Genomic DNA, 17,376 nt, shown 5'->3' with positions numbered 1-17,376 from the left:
CGGTACGCGCGTCGGGCGGCGTCACGCTCATCCGGATCGGGTTGCGCACGAGCTTCGCGTCCGCGCCGCTCGGGTGCGGCAGCGACACCTGCATCCCGCGCGCGACGACCTGCTCGTTGTCGAACACCTCGTCGAGATCGTTGATCGGCCCGCACGGCACGCCGGCCGCTTCGAGCGCGTCGATCCAGTCGGCCTTGCCGCGCGCCTTCACCATTTCCGCGAGGATCGGCACCAGCGTGTCGCGGTGGCGCACGCGCGACGGATTCGTCGCGAAGCGCTCGTCGTCGGCCAGCTCGGGCCGGCCGCCCGCCTCGACGAACTTGCGGAACTGCCCGTCGTTGCCGACCGCGACGATGATCCACCCGTCGCTCGTCTGGAACGTCTGGTACGGCACGATGTTCGGATGCGCGTTGCCCCAGCGCACCGGCGGCTTGCCGCTCGCGAGGAAGTTGGTGTTCATGTTCGCGAGCAGCGCGACCTGCACGTCGAGCAGCGCCATGTCGATGTACTGGCCTTCGCCCGTCCGGTCGCGGTGGGTGAGGGCGGCGAGCACCGCGATCGTCGAGTAGAGGCCGGTCGCGAGGTCGGCGATCGCGACACCGGCCTTCTGCGGGCCGCCGCCCGGCTCGCCGTCGCGCTCGCCGGTGATGCTCATGAAGCCGCCGATCCCCTGGACGATGAAGTCGTAGCCGGCACGATGCGCGTACGGACCCGTCTGGCCGAAGCCGGTGACCGAGCAGTAGACGAGGTCGGGCTTCACCGCGCGCAGCGATTCGTAATCGAGCCCGTATTTCTTCAACTGGCCGACCTTGTAGTTCTCGAGCACGACGTCGCTTTGCGCGGCGAGTTCGCGCACGATCTGCTGGCCCTCGGGCGTGGCGATGTCGACCGTCACCGAGCGCTTGTTGCGGTTCGCCGCCAGGTAGTACGCGGCCTCGGCGGTATCCGCGCCGTCCGCGTCCTTCAGGTACGGCGGCCCCCAGTGGCGCGTGTCGTCGCCGGCGCCCGGGCGCTCGACCTTGATCACGTCCGCGCCGAAATCGGCAAGCGTCTGCGCGCACCACGGGCCCGCGAGCACGCGGGTGAGGTCCAGCACGCGGATATGGCTCAGGGCACCCATCGTCGAATCGTCTCCTTTCATGGCTGGCCTTGGCGGGCAAGGCGAATTGGCATGCCGAGCATCTTAAGGCGAATCGGCCGTCCGGGTGGCCCAGCCGGGCCGTCCGGATGGCCGAGCCGCTTTGCCGGCGCTTTGCCCGGAAGCCGGCCCCGATCCCGTATAATCGACCGTTTCCGAATCCATGCCGCCGCGCGCCGCCCAAGGGCGCCGGCGTTTGAAGCCGTCTTTGCCAGACTGTCCCCGCACGCCATGAAAGCTGCCGAAATCCGCGAGAAATTTCTCAAATTCTTCGAATCGAAGGGCCACACGATCGTCCGCTCGTCGAGCCTCGTGCCCGGTAACGACCCCACGCTGATGTTCACGAACTCGGGCATGGTCCAGTTCAAGGACGTGTTCCTCGGCACGGACCCGCGTCCGTACTCGCGCGCCACGACGGCGCAGCGCAGCGTGCGCGCGGGCGGCAAGCACAACGACCTCGAGAACGTCGGCTACACGGCGCGCCACCACACGTTCTTCGAGATGCTCGGCAACTTCTCGTTCGGCGACTACTTCAAGCACGACGCGATCAAGTTCGCGTGGGAACTGCTGACCACGGTCTACCAGCTGCCGAAGGACAAGCTGTGGGTCACCGTGTACCAGGAAGACGACGAAGCCTACGACATCTGGGCGAAGGAAGTCGGCGTGCCGACCGAGCGCATCATCCGCATCGGCGACAACAAGGGCGCGCGCTACGCGTCGGACAACTTCTGGACGATGGGCGACACCGGCCCGTGCGGCCCGTGTACCGAAATCTTCTACGACCACGGCCCGGACGTGTGGGGTGGCCCGCCGGGGTCGCCTGAAGAAGACGGCGACCGCTACATCGAGATCTGGAACCTCGTGTTCATGCAGTTCAACCGCGACGCGCAGGGCAACATGACGCGCCTGCCGAAGCAGTCGGTCGACACCGGCATGGGCCTCGAGCGTCTCGCCGCGGTGCTGCAGCACGTGCACAGCAACTACGAGATCGACCTGTTCCAGAACCTGATCAAGGCCGCCGCGCGCGTGACCGAGATCAGCGACCTCACGAACAACTCGCTGAAGGTGATCGCCGATCACATCCGCGCATGCTCGTTCCTGATCGTCGACGGCGTGATTCCCGGCAACGAAGGCCGCGGCTACGTGCTGCGCCGGATCGTGCGCCGCGCGATCCGCCACGGCTACAAGCTCGGCCGCAAGGGCGCGTTCTTCCACAAGCTGGTGGCCGACCTCGTCGCCGAGATGGGCGTCGCGTATCCGGAGCTGAAGGAAGCCGAGCAGCGCGTGACCGACGTGCTGCGCCAGGAAGAAGAGCGCTTCTTCGAAACCATCGAGCACGGCATGTCGATCCTCGAGGCCGCGCTGGCCGACGTCGAGGAGAAGGGCGGCAAGGTGCTCGACGGCGAGCTCGCGTTCAAGCTGCACGACACCTACGGCTTCCCGCTCGACCTCACGGCCGACGTGTGCCGCGAGCGCGGGATGACGGTCGACGAGCCGGCATTCGACGACGCGATGGCGCGCCAGCGCGAGCAGGCGCGCGCGGCCGGCAAGTTCAAGGCCACGCAGGGCCTCGAATACACGGGCGCGAAGACCACGTTCCACGGGTACGAGGAGATCGCGTTCGACGACGCGAAGGTCGTCGCGCTGTACGTCGACGGTTCGTCGGTCAACGAAGTGAAGACCGGCCAGGACGCGGTCGTCGTGCTCGACCACACGCCGTTCTATGCGGAATCGGGCGGCCAGGTCGGCGACCAGGGCGTGCTCGCGAACGCCGCGACGCGCTTCGCGGTGGCCGACACGCTGAAGGTGCAGGCCGACGTGATCGGCCATCACGGCACGCTGGAGCAGGGCACGCTGAAGGTCGGCGACGTGCTGCGCGCGGAGATCGACGCGCACCGTCGTGCACGCACGCAGCGCAACCACTCGGCCACCCACCTGATGCACAAGGCGCTGCGCGAAGTGCTCGGCGCGCACGTGCAGCAGAAGGGTTCGCTGGTCGACGCGGAAAAGACCCGTTTCGACTTCGCGCACAACGCACCGATGACCGACGACGAAATCCGTCGCGTCGAGCAGATCGTCAACAACGAAATCCTGGCCAACGCGCCGGGCATCGTGCGCGTGATGCCGTACGACGAAGCGGTGAAGGGCGGCGCGATGGCGCTGTTCGGCGAGAAGTACGGCGATGAAGTGCGCGTGCTCGACCTCGGCTTCTCGCGCGAACTGTGCGGCGGCACGCACGTGAGCCGCAGCGGCGACATCGGCTTCTTCAAGATCGTCGTCGAAGGCGGCGTCGCGGCCGGCATCCGCCGTGTCGAGGCGATCACCGGCGACAACGCGCTGCGCTACGTGCAGGAGCTCGACGCGCGTGTGAACGAAGCGGCAGCGGCGCTGAAGGCGCAGCCGTCGGAACTGACGCAGCGTATCGCGCAGGTGCAGGACCAGGTGAAGTCGCTCGAGAAGGAGCTGGGCGCGCTGAAGTCGAAGCTCGCATCGAGCCAGGGCGACGAGCTCGCGCAGCAGGCCGTCGAAATCGGCGGCGTGTACGTGCTGGCCGCGACGCTCGACGGCGCGGACGCGAAGACGCTGCGCGAAACGGTCGACAAGCTGAAGGACAAGCTGAAGAGCGCGGCGATCGTGCTGGCGGCCGTCGAAGGCGGCAAGGTCAGCCTGATCGCGGGCGTCACGCCGGATGCGAGCAAGAAGGTCAAGGCCGGCGAGCTCGTGAACTTCGTCGCGCAGCAGGTCGGCGGCAAGGGCGGTGGCCGCCCGGACATGGCGCAGGCAGGCGGCACCGAGCCGGCGAACCTGCCCGGCGCGCTGGCCGGCGTGAAGGGCTGGGTCGAAGAGCGGCTCTGATCGCCACGACCGATGCGATGCCGTCTCGTTGAAGGCGGCGTCGCTCGACATGAAAAACGGCCCGACCGGTTGATACCGGTCGGGCCGTTTGTTTGTGCGCGGCGGAAGCGGGGGCCGGCGGTTCAGACCGGCACGGCCACCGGCGGCTTCGCCGCGCCATCCGGCTGCCGTGCGGCTTCGGTGAGCGCATCGCGCAACGCGGCCAACGCCGCCGACGCATAACCCTGCCGCCACGCGAGCAGCGTGTCGATGCCCTCCAGCTCGGGGATCACGTGCGCGGCGATGTTGCCGGTCTCGGGCTGCAGGTCGAGCACCGAACGCGGCGCGACCGCGACGCCGGCACCTGCCGCGACACACGCGACGATCGCGTGATACGAGCCGAGTTCGAGCACGCGCGCCGGCTTGACGCCGTGCGCCGCGTACCACTGTTCGACGTACTTGCGATACGTGCAGCCGCGCTCGAATGCGATCAGCGTCGGCAGGATCACGTCGCGCGGCGTGCGCACCGGCGGATGGCCGCGCGGCGTGAGCAGCACCAGATCCTCGCGGAAGACCGGCACGGTCTCGAACGTGTCGGGCAGCGTGTCGGGTGCCGGCGGGCGCGCGAACAGCGCGGCGTCGATCTCGAAGTCGCGCACGCGCTCGATCAGCCAGCCCGTCGTGCCCGTCACCAGTTCGAGCGACACGTCGGGCCACGCGTGGTGATAGCGCGCGAGCACGGTCGGCAGCCGGCTCGCGGCCGTGCTCTCCATCGTGCCGAGCCGCAGCCGCCCGCGCGGCGTGTCCTCGCGCACCGCGTCGCGCGCCTCGTCGGCGAGCGCGAGCAGGCGCTCCGCATACGGCAGCAGCGTGTGCCCGGCCGGCGTCAGCACGAGCCGGCGGCCGTCGCGCACGAACAGCGCCGCGCCGAGTTCCTCCTCGAGCTGCTTGATGCGCGTCGTGACGTTCGACTGCACGCGATTGAGCTTGGCCGCCGCGCGCGTCACGCCGTTCTCGCGCACCACGGCCCGGAATATCGCCAGCGCCGCCAGATCCATGATTCTCTCCGAGCGATGAATGGATTCTCAATTATTCATTTTTCGAGAACGTTTGGTCAAGCTACGATGGAAACGTTCCGATTTCCGATCCGGCCGGCGCGTTCCGCGCGCGGCCCATGCCGCCATGTCCCGTTCCGATGCCCCGAGCGCCGCCGCCGGCGTACACCTGCCCGATGATGCCGACGCCGACCGCCGCGCCCGCGCGGCCGCGCTCGCCTGCATGATCGGGCTCGCGGTCGCGCTCGGCGTCGGCCGCTTCGCGTTCACGCCGCTGCTGCCGCTGATGCTCGCCGACGGCTCGATCAGTCTGAAGGCCGGCAGTTGGCTCGCGTCGGCGAACTACGCGGGCTATTTCGTCGGTGCGGTCAGCTGCGCGGCGGTGCGCGCCGCGCCCGCACGGATGGTGCGCATCGGGCTTGCCGCCACCGTGCTGCTGACCGCCGCGATGGGCGTCGGCCATCTGTTGCCGGCGTGGCTCGTGGTGCGCTTCGTCGCGGGCGTCGTCAGCGCCTGGACGTTCGTGTTCGTGTCGCAATGGGGGCTGCGGCGGCTGGCCGAACTGCACGCGCCCGAGTGGAGCGGGGTGATCTACGCGGGACCCGGCGTGGGCATCGTGGTGACGGGGCTGATCGGCAGCGCGCTGGCCGGCCAGCGCGCGGCGCCCGGCTGGCTCGGTTTCGCGGCGCTGTCGGCCGTGCTGTCGATCGCGATCTGGCGCACGTTCGGCAGTGCGCCGGTGTCGGCAGCCGTGCCGACGGCCGAGCCTGCCCGGCATGCGGCGACGGTCGCGGCACCGCACGACGCGCGGCGCCATCGGGTCGACGCTGCGTGGCTCGTCGTGCTGTACGGGATGCCGGGCTTCGGCTACATCATCACCGCGACGTTCCTGCCGGTGATCGCGCGTGCCGCGCTGCCGGCCGGCTCGCCGTGGCCCGACCTGTTCTGGCCGATGTTCGGCGCGGCGCTGATCGTCGGCGCGATCGCCGCTTCGCGATTGCCCGGCCACTGGGACAACCGGCTGCTGCTCGCCGCCGGCTGCGCGACTCAGGCGCTCGGAATCGCGGCGGGGATCGTGTGGCCGAACGCGGCCGGCTTCTCGGTCGGCAGCGCGCTGCTCGGCCTGCCGTTCACCGCGATCACGCTGTTCGCGATGCGCGAGGCGCGGCGGCTCCACGGAGAACGCGCGGCCGGGCTGATGGGTTATGCGACCGCGTCGTACGGGGTCGGGCAGATCCTGGGGCCGCTCGTCGCGGCGCCGCTGGTTGCGCGGTACGCGTCGTTCACGCCGGTGCTCTGGCTCGCGGCCGCGGTGCTGCTGGCCGGAGCCGCGGGCTTTGCGACGATCGCCGTCGCACGCCGGCATCGCACGGGATAAATGAATAGGATTGCGATGTTTCAGCTCGCGAAGGCTGATACACGTCTCTAATTGAACGAAAAATGCCGCGCTAATTTCGTACGTGCCCTACATACACGCGGACTATCGATCGGTAGCATGCCCCGAATTATTTGATTGCCGGCGAGTATCCGGCAACTCGATTCAGGGTGCCGTGACGCATGTGGGTAGAACCAATCAGAATCGTCGTCCGTTGTCGTGACGACATCGACCGTTTTCCGGCGGCGGGCCTTCGCGCTGCCGATGAGTATGCCGGGGTGATCGGCGCTCGCGGCATGCGGCGAGCGACCGCCGGCGTCGGCCGCGCGATGTGCCTGTCGCTGCTGTGCGGAGCGGGTGCCGCGAGCCTGTTCGGCCACGCGTATGCGCAGGCGCCGAACGCCGGCTCGGCGATGCGCGACATCGAGACGTCCCGGCCGAACCTGCCGGCGGAAGCCGCACCCGACCTTGAGATCGTGCCGTCCGGCAGCGCCGCGCAGGCGCCTGCCGAAACCGGGGCACGTGTTTGGGTGCGCAGGTTCGAGGTCGGCGACAATACGGTATTCGACAGCGCAACGCTGCAGGCGCTCGTCGCCGATCTGGCCGGAGATGCGCTGGGCTTCGCCGATCTTCAGCGCGCGGCCGAGCGGATCTCCGCCTTCTATCGCGCGCGCGGCTACGTGCTCGCGCGAGCCTATCTGCCGAAGCAGGAGATCGACGACGGCGTCGTGCGCATCGAAGTCGTCGAAGGCCGCTACGGCCGCATCGAGATCCAGAACCATTCCCGCGTATTCGACGCCGTGCTGCGCCAGCCGCTCGCGGCACTGCGCGCGGGCGACGTCGTCCGTGGCGCCAGTCTCGAGCGCAGCCTGCTGCTGCTCGACGATCTGGCGGGCGTCGGCGCGCGCGGCACGTTGCGTCCCGGCGACGCGCCAGGCACCACCGATCTCGTCGTCGAGGCCGGGCGCGCGTCGCCTGCTTCCGGGGCGCTCGAATTCGACAACTTCGGCGATCCGTCGACGGGGCGTTACCGCGTCGGCGGCAGCGTCGACGTCAATGCGCCGCTGCGGCTCGGCGATCGCCTGAGCCTGCGCGGGCTCGTCAGCAATGAACGGCAACGCTATTACCGCGCCGCCTATCAGGTGCCGGTCGGACCGGCGTCGACGCGGGTCGGGGTGGGGTATTCGTCGCTGCGCTACCGGCTCGCCGGCGGCTTTTCCGATCTCGACGCGAGCGGGCGCGCGAGCGTGCAGACCGTGTACGTCGCACAGCCGATCGTGCGCGCACGCAACGCGGGCCTTACGGCCCAGATTCAGTACGAGAACAAGAACCTGCATGACGAATACGGCGTCTTTTCGTTGCGCAACGACAAGAACGTCGGCCTGTGGACTGTCGCGCTCAGCGGGAACAGCCAGGACGGCTGGCTGGGCGGCGGTCGCAACGGCTTCTCGGTGATGTTCGGCGTCGGGCGCTTGCGCAGCAACGATGCGCTCGGAGCGAACGAGTTGACGAACGCGATCGGCAGTTTCACGAAGCTGAACCTGAACCTGCAGCGCATTCAGGCCGTGGGCAGCCGGTTCCAGGTGTACGCGCAGGTCAGCGGCCAGCTTGCGTCGCGCAATCTCGATTCGTCGGAGAAATTCGGCCTCGGCGGACCATACGGCGTGCGCGCGTATGCGCTCGGCGAAGGCAGCGGCGATCAGGGTTGGCAGGCAAGCGCGGAACTGCGTTATCTCGCCGCGCCCGGATGGCAGGTCAGCACGTTCGTCGACGCGGGCGGCGTGCAGCTCAACCGGCATCCATGGACGCGCGAACGGAATACGCAGCACATGCAGTCGGTGGGCTTCGGCGCGAGCTGGTACGGCTCGACCCGGCAGGTGTCGCTGACTGCCGCATTGCCGCTCGGCAGGGGCGGCGACTCGCCGACCCGCGCGCCGAGCGTATGGGTTCAGGCCGCTCAGTATTTCTGAGCGAGCGTGATCGCAGTCCGTCTGGCAAGACGGTCTTTCTTGAGTAAATTGAAGAGGATCCCAAAATGAATAAAGCCTACTCGTTGGTATGGAATGAAGCGCAGGGAGGCTGGTGCGCGGTCGGGGAAACGGCGCGCCGTCGTGGCAAGTCGAGCGGCGGCAAGCGCCTGCTCGCGGCGGGCGTGTCGCTGCTGGGTCTCGCGGCGTCGGGCGCGTACGCGCTGCCGACGGGCGGCGTGATCGAGTCGGGAAAGGCGAACATCGACACGTCGGTGGACGGCAAAACGATGTCGATCCACCAGCACACGGACAAGCTGATCACGAACTGGCAGGACTTCAGCGTGGGCAGCGGCGAGCGGGTGTCGTTCAAGCAGCCAGGGAGCCAGTCGATGGCGCTGAACCGGGTGCTCGGGTCGAACGGCAGTCAGATCCTGGGTCAGCTCGACGCGAACGGCCGGGTGTTCCTGGTGAACCCGAACGGGGTGATGTTCGGTGCGGGTGCCCAGGTGAACGTGGGCGGTCTGGTGGCGTCGACGCAGAACCTGTCGGACGCGGATTTCCTGGCGGGGCGCTACCGGTTCGCGGGGACGTCGAGCCAGTCGGTGCAGAACGCGGGGACGATCACGGCGGCGGACGGCGGCAGCGTGGCGCTGCTGGGCGCGCGGGTGTCGAACACGGGTGTGATCCGCGCGCAGATGGGGCGCGTGGCGCTGGGCGCGGGCAATGCGTTCAACGTGAACTTCGACGGCCAGGGGCTGCTGAGCCTGCTGGTGGAAGGCGGGGCGGTGGACGCGCAGGCGCACAACGGCGGGCTGCTGCAGGCGGACGGCGGTGAAGTGCTGATGACGGCGCGCGCGGCGGGCGGTCTGCTGGGTTCGGTGGTGAAGAACAGCGGCGCGATCGAGGCGAAGGGCCTGAGCAGCCGCGACGGGAAGATCACGCTGGACGGCGGCCAGGTTCATGTCGGCGGGAAGCTCGACGCGAGTGCGCAGGACGCATCGACGGCAGGCGGCACGGTGACGACGCGTGGCGAGCGGGTGACGGTGGCGCGCGACGCGCAGGTGGATACGCGCGCGGCGTCGGGCCGCACGGGCCGGTGGACGATCGAGGCGGCCAACGCAGGGGTCGGCTCCGGAGCCAACGCGATCGACGGGGAGACGCTGTCGCGCAACCTGGGCACGACGAACGTCGCGTTGACCAATACGTCGGGCGATCTGACGGTGAATGACGCGGTGACCTGGGCGGGCGACAACGCGCTGACGCTGACGTCGCAAAAGGGCAACGTCGACCTGAAGCAGTCGCTGACGGCGAGCGGCGCAAACGCGGGCGTGGCGGTGAATGCGGCGAAGCGCGTCCGTATCGGCAACACGTTGGCGCTGACGGGCGAAAACGCGCACCTCGAGCTGAATTCGGGCAGCGGGCATACGCTGGCGAACGACGGTGCGGTGGTCACGCTGTCCGGGCGCAATGCATCGTTCTCGGCAAACGGGGAAGCGTATCGCGTGATTCATGACCTCGCGGGGTTGCGCGACGTCGACGGCAACCTGAACGGCCGTTACGTGCTGGGCAATGCGATCAACGGCAACGGCGCGCAGTTCCGCAGCCTCGGCGGCAACAGCAACGCATTCGGCGGCGTGTTCGACGGCCTGGGCAATACCATCGGCAACCTGTCGGTCGTGAATCCCGGCGCAGCCTTCGTCGGGCTGTTCGCGAGCAACGTTGGCCGGATCTCCAACATCACGCTGGAGAACGTCAGGGCGCAAGCGTTTGGTCAGCCCAATCGCGCTCCCGTCAGCGTCGGCGCATTGGCAGGCGCCAACGCGGGCAAGATCTCGAACGTGAAGGCGAAGGACGTGTTCGTGAGCGGCGAAGGCCTGACGTATGTCGGCGGCCTGGTCGGCAGCAATCTGAGCGGTTCGATCGATCGCGCGTTCGTGTCGGGCCGGGTCGAAGGCGACAAGAATGCGTTGGCGGTTGGCGGCCTGGTCGGCGAAAACCGCACGGTCCTGTACCCCGACCTCGGCGATGCGACCATCGCGAACAGCCGCGTCGACGTTCAGGTGAGCAGCCTCTCGGCGGGCGGCACGGGCGGCCTGGTCGGGGTCAACCGGGGCATCATCGCGGGCTCGTCGGCTGCGGGCAGCGTCAACGCGCCGGGCAGCGGCGGGCGTGTCGGCGGTCTCGTCGGCTTCAACGAAGGCGGGGACAAGGCCGGACGGATCAAGGCCTCTTCGTCGAGTGCGACCGTGAAGGCGGGCCGCTACGCGACGGCGGGCGGCCTCGTCGGCTACAACGCCGCATCGATCGAAGCGGCCGACGCGAGGGGCAGCGTGACCGTGGGCGACAACGCGAAGGCTGGCGGTCTGGTCGGCGAGAACGGAAACGGCGGCACCCTTACCGCGTCCTCCGCGGCGGGCGACGTATCGGCCGGTGCGAACAGCAGCGCCGGCGGGCTCGTCGGCAAGAACGCCGGCACGGTGGCGAGCGCCAGCGCGAGCGGGGCCGTGACCGTCGACGGAGCCGGCGATGCGGGCGGTCTGGTCGGACGCAATGACGGCAGCGTATCGTCGTCGAGCGCATCGGGTGACGTCGCTGCCGGAACCGATGGCAACGTCGGCGGACTGGTCGGCATCAACTCCGCTGGCGCATCGATCAATGCGTCGGACTCGTCGGGTTCGGCAAAGGGCGGTGATTACAGTTGGGTCGGCGGTCTCGTCGGCAACAACGCAGGCAGGATCGCGTCGTCGTCGTCGTCAGGCAAGGTGTCCGGCGGGCGTAATGCGCGGCTGGGTGGCGTGGCGGGTGGAAACTTCGGTTCGGTCGAGAACTCGAGCTCGAGGAGCCGTGTTGCGTACACGGCCGGTTACGACCAGTTCTACGGCGGGCTGGTCGGCCTCAACACCGGCTCCGTGCGCGGCAGCAGCGTGAGCGGAAGCGCGGCGGCGGTGCCGGTCGCGGGCCTCGATTTCGGCGACATCCGGAACTGATCGCCGCATTCCGGGAGGCGGTGTTCGTGGTGGTGATACACGCCTTCCGGGAACGTCGCGCCATTGCGGCTTCGATCCGACACCCGCCCGGCATGCGTGCCTGACGGGATGGCCGGCCGGCGATGGCGGCACGTATGCCGTCGCCGGGTGGCCTTGGTCGCGGTCGTGCCGCGCAAAGGGGGCTTCACGCCGAGCCGTGAAGCCCCCTTTTTCGTGGTGTGCCGCGCGCGCGGGGGGAGCGGCAACGGTCGGGATTCGGCACGCGTCGCGCGAGGGGCGGCCACTGTCGTCCGCTTTCACGGGCGACGGCTTGCGGCCGGCAAACTCGCTAGAATGAGGCCTTTCCCGCGCCCGCCAGATCCCCATCGATGACCACCGCCGACTACCGCTTCTGCCCGCGCTGCGCGAGCCCGCTCACCGAGCGCGCCGATCCCGACCATGAAGGCGGCCGCGTCCGCCAGGCCTGTCCCGACGATGCATGCGGCTACGTGCACTGGAACAACCCGCTGCCGGTGGTGGCCGCGATCGTCGAGCTCGACGGCAAGATCCTGCTCGCGCGCAACGCGGCCTGGCCCGAAGGCATGTTCGCGCTGATCACCGGCTTCCTCGAGAACGGCGAGACGCCCGAGGACGGCATCGCGCGCGAGGTGTTCGAGGAAACGGCCCTGAAGGCCGAGCACGTGTCGCTCGTCGGCGTCTACGAATTCATCCGCAAGAACGAACTGATCATCGCGTACCACGTGCGCGCGTCGGGCACGGTCGCGCTGTCGCCGGAACTGCTCGAATACAAGCTCGTCGATCCGCCGCTGCTGCGCCCGTGGCGCGCCGGCACGGGTGTCGCGCTCGCCGACTGGATGCGTGCGCGCGGCCTCGATTTCGAATTCGTCGACCGGCCGGGCCAGTGACGGGCCGGCCAGTCGGGTTGCCGCCGCCGTGCCGCGAGCGATCGCGGTGCCCGGCTTCTTGCCGGCGCGCCGTGTCATGCGGCCGCCGCGCTTCGTCCTCAGCGCTTTCCTCGTCCTGACCGCCATCGCCATGTCCGACAAGCCGCAACCGCGTCCGCGCGACGCCTATCGCCACTTCCTGCCGATCACGACCCGCTGGATGGACAACGACGTCTACGGGCACGTGAACAACGTCGTCTACTACAGCTACTTCGACACGGTCGTGAACGAATACCTGATCCGCGCCGGCGTGCTCGACGTCGAGCACGGGCAGACGATCGGCCTCGTGGTCGAGACGCAGTGCAACTACTTCGCGCCGCTGGTGTTTCCGCAGTCGGTCGACGCGGGCTTGCGGGTCGTGAAGCTCGGCACGTCGAGCGTGCGCTACGAGGTCGGGCTGTTCGCGCAGGGCGACGCGTCGCCCGCCGCACAGGGGCATTTCGTGCACGTGTACGTCGATCGCGGCACGCGCCGCCCGGTGCCGCTGCCCGACGCGCTGCGCGCCGCGCTCGAGCCGCTCGCGGCCTGACTTCGCGGTGCACGCATTCGCGCTCCAGGCCTTCAACGGCCTCAGCTACGGCTTGCTGCTGTTCATGTTGTCGGCCGGTCTCACGCTGATCTTCAGCGTGCAGGGCGTGCTCAACTTCGCACACGCGAGCTTCTACATGCTCGGCGCGTATGTCGGCTACAGCATCGCGGCCCGCGCGGGCTTCTGGCCCGCGCTGGTCCTCGCGCCGCTCGCGGTCGGGCTGCTCGGCGCCGGCTGCGAACGCACGCTGCTGCGCCGGGTCCAGGCGCGCGGCCATACGAGCGAACTGCTGCTGACCTTCGGGCTCGCGTACCTGATCGGCGAGGGCGCGAAACTCGTGTGGGGCCTGGCGCCGCTGCCGGCCCCCGTGCCGGCGCTGTTCGACGGCGCGCCCGCGACCGTCTTCGGCCTCGCGCTGCCGCGCTACCGGCTGTTCATGATGGGAATGTCCGCGGCGATGCTCGTCGCGCTCGGCGCGTTGTTGCGCACGTCGCGCATCGGGCTCGTGGTGCGCGCGGCACTCACGCACCGGGCGGCCGTCGAGGCGCTCGGCTACGACGTGCCGCGCGTGATGACGGCGCTGTTCGGCGCGGGTACCGCGCTGGCCGCGCTGGCCGGCGTGATCGGCGCGCCGCTCGCGGTGATCGAACCTGCGCTGGCCGAAACCGTCGGTTCGGTCGTGTTCGCGGTCGTCGTGATCGGCGGGCTCGGTTCGCTCGGCGGCGCGTTCGCGGCGTCGCTCGCCGTCGGTTGCGCGCAGACCTTCGCGGCCGCGAGCGATACGTCGCTGCGCGACCTCGCGTCATGGGCCGGCATCGCGCTGCCCGACAGCGTGGCCACGGTATCGATCGCGCAGCTCGCGCCGCTGGTGCCGTACCTGCTGCTCGTCGCGGTGCTGGTCGCGCGGCCGCGCGGGCTGTTCGGCGAGCGCGCCGATGCGTAGCCGCACGCTCGCCCACGGCCTGGCGCGCGGGGCGCTGTTCGCCGCGTGCGTCGCGCTGCCCGCGTGGCTGTGGCCGCATGGCGCGGTGCTCGGTTATCTCGCGCAGACGGCCGCGCTGGTCGTGCTCGCGCTGTCGTACAACCTGCAGCTCGGCACGACCGGGCTGCTGTCGTTCGGCCACGCGGCGTTCGCGGGCCTCGGCGCGTTCGCGGCCGCGCACTGGTTCAACCACTTCGGCGGCCCGCTGCCGCTGTTGCCGCTCGTCGGCGGCATGGCCGGTGCCGGTTTCGGCTTCGCGGCCGGGCTGCTCGCGACACGCCGTTCCGGCACCGCGTTCGCGATGATCACGCTCGGGCTCGGCGAATGCGTCGCGGCCGCCGCCTGGAGCGTGCCCGCGTGGTTCGGCGGAATCGGCGGCGTGCCGATCGACCGCGCGAGCGGCACGCCGTGGGGCGGCTGGCATTTCGGCGCACCGGTGCAGGCGTATGCGGTCATCGCCGCGTGGTGCATCGCGTCGGCGTGGGCCATGCACGCGCTGACGCGCATGCCGCTCGCGCGGCTCGCGAACGCGGTGCGCGACAATCCCGCGCGCGTCGCCGCGCTCGGCACCGATCCGCGTCGCGTGCGGCTCGCGATGGTCACCTGCGCGTCGTTCTTCGCGGGTGTCGCGGGCACGCTGACGCTGATCGACGTCGAAATCGCGACGCCCGACAGCGTGTCGATGGCGCGTTCGGCGACCGTGCTGATCGCCGCGGTGATCGGCGGCACCGGTACGTTCTTCGGGCCGGCGGCCGGTGCCGCCGTGCTGACCCTGCTGAGCATCGTCGTCGCGGGCGTGTCGCGCGCGTGGGCGCTGTATCTCGGCGTGCTGTTCGTCGCGATCGTCGTGGCCGCGCCGCGCGGGATCGCCGGGATCGTGCAGGCGCTCGCACAAGCATCGCGGCGCGGCGCGTCGGCGGCCGAGCGGTGGCGCATGCTGTGCGCGGTCGCCGCGTGCGTGTTCTGGGGCGTCGCGATCGTCTGCGCGGCGGAGCTCGGTTATGCGTGGCGCTTCGCGCAGGACGACGGCGCAGGCTTCGCGTTCGGCGCCTGGCGCATCGACGCCGATACGCCGGCCGGCTGGGCCGTCGCGTGTTCGGCGGCCGGCATCGGCACGCTGCTGTGGGGCTGGCGCGCGCGGTTCGCGCCGGGCGGGCAGGCGGGCAAGCGGGAGGACGTGCGATGAACGGCAACGCGATCGCGCTGCACGGCGTCGTGCAGCGCTTCGGCGCGCAGACGGTGCTCGACGGCGTCGAGCTGAGCATCGCGGCCGGCGAGCGTCATGCGCTGATCGGGCCGAACGGCGCGGGCAAGTCGACGCTGTTCGGCGTGATCGCCGGTGCGACGCGGCCCACGCGCGGGCGCGTGGTGCTGCATGGCGTGGAGCTGCGCGGGCGCGGGCCGGTTGTCGCGAGCCGGCTCGGCATCGGCCGCAGTTTCCAGCAGACGAGCGCATTCGCGCGGCTGTCCGTGTTCGACAACCTGCGTTGTGCGGCGCTGCATGCGCCCGCCGAACGGCGACGCTGGTGGAACCGGCTGCGCGAATCGGCGTCGGTCGATCTCGCGGCTGGGCGCGTGCTGCACGACATCGGTCTCGACGCGCACCGCGACACGCCGGCCGCCGAGCTGGGCTATGCGGAACAGCGCGCGCTCGATCTCGGGATCGCGCTCGCGAGCGGGGCACGCACGCTGCTGCTCGACGAGCCGACGGCCGGCATGAGCCGCGCGCAGGCGGCGCGGATGATCGCGCTGATTCGTGCGACGACGCAGGGGCGAACGGTTCTGCTGATCGAGCACGACATGGACACGGTGTTCGGATTCGCCGAGCGCATCACGGTGCTCGTGCGCGGCACGGTGGTCGCGACCGGCGCACCCAATGCGATCCGCGCCGATCCGGCCGTGCGGGCCGCCTACCTGGGCGAGGGCGGCCTGTGAGCGCACTGCTCGACATCCGCGGCCTGCGCGCGGGGTACGGCCTGCAACCCGTGCTCGACGGCGTCGATCTTGCGCTTGCCCCGGGCGAGACGCTCGCGCTGCTCGGCCGCAACGGCTCGGGGCGCTCGACGCTCGCGAAGGCCGTGATGGGGCTCGTGCGCACGGCCGGCTCGGTGCGCATCGACGGCGCCGAATGCGTGGGCGCGCGCACGTTCGAGATCGCGCGGCGCGGTGTCGCTTACGTTGCCGAAAGCCGCGACGTGTTCCCGCTGCTGACGGTGCGCGACAACCTGCGGCTCGGGCTGCGCGGCGCCCGCGGTGCGGCCGAACGCGCGGCGCTCGAACGGCTGTTCGACCGCTTTCCGCTGCTGTCCGCGCGCGCGGACGTGAAAGCCGGGCGGCTGTCGGGCGGCGAACAGCAGGTGCTCGCGCTGGTGCGTGCGCTGGCCGGCCGCCCGCGCGTGCTGATCGTCGACGAACCGGCCGAAGGCCTCGCGCCGCTCGCGGTCGACGAAGTCGGCGCGTGCCTGGCCGCGCTGCAGGCCGACGGCGTCGCGATCCTGCTGATCGAGCAGCGGCTGCAGTTCGCGCCGCGGCTCGCGCGGCGCGTCGCGGTGATGGGGCGCGGACGGATCGTCTACGACGGCGCGCTCGACGGCCTGGGTGGCGAGGTCGCGAACGCCTGGCTCAGCGCCGGCTGACGGCGCGCGAGCGATTGTTCGGCAAACTCCGCCAGTCAATTCGTGTCGAGCCGCTTTATCGCTGCGGTGCCGCACCGTACATTGCCATGCATGCCGGTCGCCGCATCGACACACTGCGCGGCAACCGGCGCCATCCATCGAAGGTCTTTTGACTGAGGAATGAAATCATGAGCAAGCTGGCAGGCAAGGTCGCGATCGTCACGGGCGGATCGAAGGGCATCGGCGCGGCAATCGCGAAGGCACTGGCCGCCGAAGGCGCGTCGGTCGTCGTCAACTATGCGAGCAGCAAGGCGGGTGCCGACGCGGTCGTCGGCGCGATCGTCGAAGCGGGCGGCCGCGCGGTCGCGGTGGGCGGCGACGTGTCGAAGGCAGCCGACGCGCAGCGCATCGTCGATACGGCGATCGACACGTACGGCCGTCTCGACGTGCTCGTCAACAATTCCGGCGTGTACGAATTCGCGCCGATCGAGGCGATCACCGAAGAGCACTATCGCCGGCAGTTCGACACGAACGTGTTCGGCGTGCTGCTGACGACGCAGGCCGCCGTCAAGCATCTCGGCGAAGGCGCGAGCATCATCAACATCAGCTCGGTGGTGACCAGCATCACGCCGCCCGCCAGCGCCGTCTACAGCGGCACCAAGGGCGCGGTCGACGCGATTACCGGCGTGCTCGCGCTCGAACTCGGCCCGCGCAAGATTCGCGTGAACGCGATCAACCCGGGGATGATCGTGACCGAGGGCACGCACAGCGCGGGCATCATCGGTTCGGATCTCGACAAGCAGGTGCGCAGCGAGACGCCGCTCGGCCGCCTCGGCGAGCCGGACGACATCGCGTCGGTGGCCGTGTTCCTCGCGTCGGACGATGCACGCTGGATGACCGGCGAGCATCTCGTCGTGAGCGGCGGGTTGAACTGATCGGGCGGGGC

The 17,376-nt window shown here is 69.9% G+C and carries 13 protein-coding genes; 11 read left to right on the top strand and 2 right to left on the bottom strand.

Annotated elements, in window-relative coordinates; all coding sequences use genetic code 11:
• Positions 1 to 1,120: CaiB/BaiF CoA transferase family protein (locus ABY44_RS17325; RefSeq protein ID WP_431641456.1), on the bottom strand; the 1,120-nt coding region annotated here is incomplete at its 3' end.
• A 249-nt stretch (positions 1,121 to 1,369) separates the two neighbouring features.
• Here ABY44_RS17325 and alaS point away from each other — a divergent pair.
• Positions 1,370 to 3,994, top strand: coding sequence for an alanine--tRNA ligase (alaS, locus tag ABY44_RS17320; RefSeq protein WP_060173007.1), 2,625 nt, complete (start codon positions 1,370 to 1,372; stop codon positions 3,992 to 3,994).
• 122 nt (positions 3,995 to 4,116) lie between these two features.
• On the opposite strand, the gene ABY44_RS17315 is transcribed toward alaS, so the two are convergent.
• Positions 4,117 to 5,031, bottom strand: a complete 915-nt coding sequence (locus ABY44_RS17315) for a LysR family transcriptional regulator (protein WP_027787754.1) — start codon at positions 5,029 to 5,031, stop codon at positions 4,117 to 4,119.
• Between the two features lie 124 nt (positions 5,032 to 5,155).
• Between ABY44_RS17315 and ABY44_RS17310 the strand changes: the two genes are divergently transcribed.
• From ABY44_RS17310 to ABY44_RS17265, 10 genes are all read left to right on the top strand, one after another.
• The gene (locus ABY44_RS17310; protein WP_060173008.1) at positions 5,156 to 6,406 is read left to right on the top strand and encodes a YbfB/YjiJ family MFS transporter; all 1,251 of its coding nucleotides are present in this window, start codon (positions 5,156 to 5,158) and stop codon (positions 6,404 to 6,406) included.
• Between the two features lie 293 nt (positions 6,407 to 6,699).
• Complete coding sequence (locus ABY44_RS17305) at positions 6,700 to 8,373, top strand: ShlB/FhaC/HecB family hemolysin secretion/activation protein (RefSeq protein ID WP_414143083.1); 1,674 nt, start codon at positions 6,700 to 6,702, stop codon at positions 8,371 to 8,373.
• A gap of 65 nt (positions 8,374 to 8,438) precedes the next feature.
• On the top strand, positions 8,439 to 11,360 hold the full coding sequence (locus tag ABY44_RS17300; protein WP_431641453.1) for a GLUG motif-containing protein: 2,922 nt from the start codon (positions 8,439 to 8,441) through the stop codon (positions 11,358 to 11,360).
• A 368-nt stretch (positions 11,361 to 11,728) separates the two neighbouring features.
• Complete coding sequence (locus tag ABY44_RS17295) at positions 11,729 to 12,265, top strand: NUDIX domain-containing protein (protein WP_027787752.1); 537 nt, start codon at positions 11,729 to 11,731, stop codon at positions 12,263 to 12,265.
• Between the two features lie 130 nt (positions 12,266 to 12,395).
• Positions 12,396 to 12,833, top strand: a complete 438-nt coding sequence (locus ABY44_RS17290; RefSeq protein ID WP_027787751.1) for an acyl-CoA thioesterase — start codon at positions 12,396 to 12,398, stop codon at positions 12,831 to 12,833.
• Positions 12,834 to 12,840: 7 nt separating this feature from the next.
• Positions 12,841 to 13,776, top strand: a complete 936-nt coding sequence (locus tag ABY44_RS17285) for a branched-chain amino acid ABC transporter permease (protein WP_059699016.1) — start codon at positions 12,841 to 12,843, stop codon at positions 13,774 to 13,776.
• A complete protein-coding gene (locus ABY44_RS17280) occupies positions 13,769 to 15,001 on the top strand; it encodes a branched-chain amino acid ABC transporter permease (RefSeq protein ID WP_431641451.1) in 1,233 nt (410 codons plus the stop codon). Before ABY44_RS17285 ends, ABY44_RS17280 begins: the two co-directional genes overlap by 8 nt.
• On the top strand, positions 14,998 to 15,750 hold the full coding sequence (locus ABY44_RS17275; RefSeq protein WP_060173011.1) for an ABC transporter ATP-binding protein: 753 nt from the start codon (positions 14,998 to 15,000) through the stop codon (positions 15,748 to 15,750). Before ABY44_RS17280 ends, ABY44_RS17275 begins: the two co-directional genes overlap by 4 nt.
• Positions 15,747 to 16,451, top strand: coding sequence for an ABC transporter ATP-binding protein (locus ABY44_RS17270; RefSeq protein ID WP_027787747.1), 705 nt, complete (start codon positions 15,747 to 15,749; stop codon positions 16,449 to 16,451). The genes ABY44_RS17275 and ABY44_RS17270 overlap by 4 nt, the downstream gene beginning before the upstream one ends.
• Before the next feature lie 167 nt (positions 16,452 to 16,618).
• Positions 16,619 to 17,365 (top strand): glucose 1-dehydrogenase, encoded by a 747-nt coding sequence (locus ABY44_RS17265; RefSeq protein ID WP_021162382.1) that lies wholly within the window; start codon positions 16,619 to 16,621, stop codon positions 17,363 to 17,365.
• Positions 17,366 to 17,376 lie beyond the last annotated feature (11 nt).

Source organism: Burkholderia sp. ZZQ-2 (assembly GCF_050768715.1).
In the GTDB taxonomy this organism is placed as follows: Bacteria; Pseudomonadota; Gammaproteobacteria; order Burkholderiales; family Burkholderiaceae; genus Burkholderia; species Burkholderia cepacia.
Note: the sequence above shows the minus strand (reverse complement) of the source record. Positions and strands in the feature narration are given on the sequence as shown.

Bases quoted from the DNA above. Each gene is read 5' to 3' on its own strand.
- ABY44_RS17275 (WP_060173011.1), top strand. From the start codon at position 14,998: ATGAACGGCAACGCGATCGCGCTGCACGGCGTCGTGCAGCGCTTCGGC.
- ABY44_RS17305 (WP_414143083.1), top strand. From the start codon at position 6,700: ATGCGGCGAGCGACCGCCGGCGTCGGCCGCGCGATGTGCCTGTCGCTG.
- ABY44_RS17280 (WP_431641451.1), top strand. From the start codon at position 13,769: ATGCGTAGCCGCACGCTCGCCCACGGCCTGGCGCGCGGGGCGCTGTTC.
- ABY44_RS17310 (WP_060173008.1), top strand. From the start codon at position 5,156: ATGTCCCGTTCCGATGCCCCGAGCGCCGCCGCCGGCGTACACCTGCCC.
- alaS (WP_060173007.1), top strand. From the start codon at position 1,370: ATGAAAGCTGCCGAAATCCGCGAGAAATTTCTCAAATTCTTCGAATCG.
- ABY44_RS17290 (WP_027787751.1), top strand. From the start codon at position 12,396: ATGTCCGACAAGCCGCAACCGCGTCCGCGCGACGCCTATCGCCACTTC.
- ABY44_RS17300 (WP_431641453.1), top strand. From the start codon at position 8,439: ATGAATAAAGCCTACTCGTTGGTATGGAATGAAGCGCAGGGAGGCTGG.
- ABY44_RS17265 (WP_021162382.1), top strand. From the start codon at position 16,619: ATGAGCAAGCTGGCAGGCAAGGTCGCGATCGTCACGGGCGGATCGAAG.
- ABY44_RS17315 (WP_027787754.1), bottom strand. From the start codon at position 5,031: ATGGATCTGGCGGCGCTGGCGATATTCCGGGCCGTGGTGCGCGAGAAC.
- ABY44_RS17295 (WP_027787752.1), top strand. From the start codon at position 11,729: ATGACCACCGCCGACTACCGCTTCTGCCCGCGCTGCGCGAGCCCGCTC.